Source organism: Myxacorys chilensis (genome assembly GCF_059505265.1).
On record NZ_JCACKG010000218.1, the window covers coordinates 1 to 2975 of the forward strand.

A 2975-nucleotide genomic window follows, 5' to 3' on the forward strand; every position below is an offset into this window, starting at 1 on the left:
AATCCTCCTCGTCCGCCATCCTGACTAACTTCTACTCTTGCTGTCACCCCGTAAGGTTCTTGGTAACATGCAGCCTGCTGAACAAATTGAGGTGATTGCTAAACAGTGGTCTTGGTCGTTCCGCTATCCGAATCAAAATGTTACTAGCACAGAATTACATCTTCCCGTCAACCGACCCGTTCACCTGATCTTGCAGTCTGAAGATGTGGTGCATGGCTTTTATGTTCCTAATTTCCGCATTAAACAAGACATTATTCCAAACGAGTCGATCGCGTTCAAATTTACTCCTAATCGCATTGGTCGATATCAACTGCATGATTCTCAATTTAGCGGGACTTACTTTGCTCTCATGGAAGCAAGCGTGTACGTCGATGCTCCTGAACGCTACAGCCAATGGTTAGCTGAAGCTGCTATCCGTCCACTTGTTCCGGCAGTAAATCCAGCAAAATCTGAACATATTCAACCTCCTGCAATCCCACTGCGCAGCAATTGGCGCACTGTTCCCCCTGCCCAGCCTCCCGTCGTGAACAAATAACATTAAGAAGGTAAGTGATGTCGAACATTTCTATTGAAGGTATTAGCGAGCCGCTTCAGCCTGAACAAATGGGTTGGAAACGTTATTTCAGCTTTAACACTGACCATAAGGTGATTGGTGTTCAGTATTTAGTCACCGCATTTCTCTTCTTCCTGATTGGCGGTTTACTCGCCATGATTGTGCGTGCTGAACTGCTCACGCCGCAATTAGATGTAGTCGATCGCTCTCTTTACAACGGGCTGTTCACGATGCACGGCACGATTATGATCTTTCTGTGGATCTTTCCGGCGAACGTGGGACTAGCAAATTATCTAGTGCCGCTAATGATTGGAGCGAGAGAGACGGCGTTTCCGGTGTTGAATGCGATCGCCTTCTGGCTGATTCCAGCTGTGGGAATTTTGCTGTTATCCAGCTTTTTCCTACCCAGTGGTGCGGCTCAAGCAGGTTGGTGGTCGTATCCTCCCGTGAGCATCCAGAATCCGTCGGGACATTTGATGAACGGGGAATTCATCTGGTTACTAGCAGTGGCAATCTCTGGATTATCGTCCATCATGGGCGGTGTGAACCTGGTTACGACCATTTTTCAAATGCGGGCACCGGGGATGACGTTCTTTCGGATGCCAGTTTATGTTTGGACAACGCTCAGCGCTCAACTGCTGCAACTGTTTTGTCTACCCGCCCTTACGGGTGCAGTGATTATGCTGCTGTTCGATCTTTCCCTGGGCACAAACTTTTTCAGCCCCTTTAAGCAGGGTGATCCAGTCATTTACCAGCACTTATTCGGTTTTACTCTCATCCTGCTGTATACGTTATGGCATTGCCCGCCTTTGGAGTCTTCTCAGAGGTTCTCCCTGTCTTTGCCCGTAAACCTCTGTTTGGCTATAAAACCGTCGCCGTTTCCTCTCTGCTCATTAGTGCAATCAGTACGCTGGTTTGGGTACATCACATGTTTGCTAGTGCCACCCCAAACTGGATGCGAATCGTATTCATGACAACATCAATGCTAGTTGCAGTGCCTACCGGAATCAAAGTGTTTGCCTGGACTGCGACTGTTTGGCGAGGTAAGCTGCATTTTCAGACCCCGATGCTGTTTGCGTTAGGCGGTGTGGCGATGTTTTTATTCGCAGGGATTACCGGGGTGATGCTGGCTGCTGTACCCTTTGACATTCATGTGAATAATACTCACTTTGTGGTGGGTCACTTTCATTATGTGGTTTTCAACATGGTAACAATGGCAATTTACGCCGGAATCTACTACTGGTTTCCCAAAATCACTGGACGGATGTATTCCGAAGGATGGGGCAAGCTGCACTTCTGGCTCACCTTTATTGGCGCAAACCTTAACTTCTTTCCGATGCACCCGCTCGGTTTACAGGGAATGGTGCGCCGCATTGCATCCTACGACCCGCAGTACACGGGATGGAATGTGATTGCCAGCTTGGGAGCTTTTCTACTAGGGATGTCCACCTTACCTTTTATTGCCAATATGATGAGTTCCTGGTTACGGGGGCGCAAAGCACCGAACAATCCCTGGAATGCGACTGGATTAGAGTGGACAGTCGCCTCACCACCACCGATCGAAAACTTTGAAGAAATTCCGACAGTTACTTCCGAACCTTATGGTTATGGGGAATCTCACCATTGACCGTCGATCCATCCTCTTTTTATGTATCGCTATTAACTTTTTCTCAGGAGTCAGTGATGCAAAACCCAATCAACTCAAAGAATTTATCTCCAGATAATATCCACTCAATTTCCAAACGAGATAATCTCACCTTTGGTTTTCCAGTGTTCCTACTATCAGAAAGCATTATTTTTGTTAGCTTTTTTGTCACCTATGCGCTGCTGCGTTGGAAAACCCCAAATTGGTTTCCAGTGGGTGTTACTGGATTAGACATTCCTAGAGCAGCGATAAATACCGCGATTTTGATATCCAGTAGTGCCGTGATTTATTTTGCAGAACGCGCCCTCGATCGCCACCGACTGATCAAATTCCGTCGCTTGTGGTTACTGACTGTTGTATTGGGCGTAATTTTTTTGGTTGGACAGGTCATTGAATGGCGCAATATGCCTTTTGGTCTGGATGCAGGACTAGCGGGTGCAACCTTCTATCTTCTGACTGGCTTTCACGGATTGCACGTTCTCACTGGCGTGACCTTATTGCTGTATATATATTTCCGTTCTCTGGTCCCCGGTAATTACAATGCTGGTCATCAAGGAGCCAGTGCTGTTTCCCTATTCTGGCATTTTGTTGATGTGATCTGGATTGTCTTATTTTTATTACTTTATATCTGGTAGCTGTCTTTAAAGGTGCTGAGTAAGGAGAAATACTCAGTTCTTAGCGCGATCGGCTTGCAAAGTTGACCCATCCCTAAATCATAAAATTCAGCCTTAGAGGATGTTTGAGAAGTCTGGTAAACAGTAAAAAAGCTCACTCAGT

General features: G+C 46.7%; 2 protein-coding genes and 1 pseudogene. All 3 read left to right on the forward strand.

The window, feature by feature from the left end; translation table 11 throughout:
* Positions 1-67 precede the first annotated feature (67 nt).
* The 3 genes and pseudogenes from AC5JLB_RS21955 to AC5JLB_RS21965 all read left to right on the forward strand — a co-directional run bounded on the left by AC5JLB_RS21955 (position 68) and on the right by AC5JLB_RS21965 (position 2833).
* A complete protein-coding gene (locus AC5JLB_RS21955) occupies positions 68-535 on the forward strand; it encodes a hypothetical protein (protein ID WP_495875955.1) in 468 nt (155 codons plus the stop codon).
* 173 nt (positions 536-708) lie between these two features.
* Positions 709-2180, forward strand: a pseudogene (locus AC5JLB_RS21960) (cytochrome c oxidase subunit I).
* Between the two features lie 56 nt (positions 2181-2236).
* Complete coding sequence (locus tag AC5JLB_RS21965) at positions 2237-2833, forward strand: cytochrome c oxidase subunit 3 (RefSeq protein ID WP_495875956.1); 597 nt, start codon at positions 2237-2239, stop codon at positions 2831-2833.
* Positions 2834-2975: the final 142 nt, after the last annotated feature.